1 protein-coding gene is annotated in these 765 nt (G+C 46.1%); it reads left to right on the forward strand.

Annotation, left to right across the window (positions count from 1 at the left end; genetic code table 11):
- The coding region (locus tag EOJ36_RS11990) for an Ig-like domain-containing protein (protein WP_164847907.1) at window positions 1–765 on the forward strand (765 nt) is incomplete at both ends.

Consider the following 765-nt stretch of genomic DNA (forward strand, 5'->3'; position numbering starts at 1 on the left):
ACATCGCAACAGTGAAGTCGGGCAGTTCGGTAACTACGAACGTATTAGCCAATGACGTTTGTGAGAATCCAAACTGCACATTGTCTAATCCAACAATTGTGACACAACCAGCACATGGAACAGTAACGGTGAATCCAGACGGAACATTGACTTACACTCCAGCGGCAGGTTTCACAGGAACGGATGTGTTGACCTACGAAGTTTGTGATAACAGTGTTAACCCACAAGTTTGTAAAACAGCAACGGTAACTTATACAGTAGACCCAGCGAATGCACCAAATACAACAACCGCTTCGGATGATGCTAAGGCAACCAACAGCAGCTCTCCAGTAACTGGAAATGTGTTGGCGAACGATGGCTCAACGAATCCAAATGCAGTATTGACGGTGACCTCGAATGGCAGCATTCCATCATCTACGGGTACGATTACCTTTAACCCAGATGGTAGCTATACATTTGTACCGAATTCAAGCTTTACTGGAACGGTAGATATCCCTTACACAGTTTGTGATAATTCTACACCAGCGAACTGCTCAACAGCTACATTACATATTGTAGTTGAACCAGCACCAACGGTGATTGCACCAGACTTCAACAATGGCTTAATCAACAAGCCAATTGCAGGAAGCCTAGCAACCAACGACGTGGTAGCTGGTGGCGGAACGTATGGAACTCCAGTAGCTGCAACAAGCAACCCAACAGGAGCAACCTTCACGGTGAATCCAGACGGAAGCTACAGCTTCACAGGTACACAACCAGGTGTTT

Source organism: Sandaracinomonas limnophila, from assembly GCF_004005965.1.
In the GTDB taxonomy this organism is placed as follows: domain Bacteria; phylum Bacteroidota; class Bacteroidia; order Cytophagales; family Spirosomataceae; genus Sandaracinomonas; species Sandaracinomonas limnophila.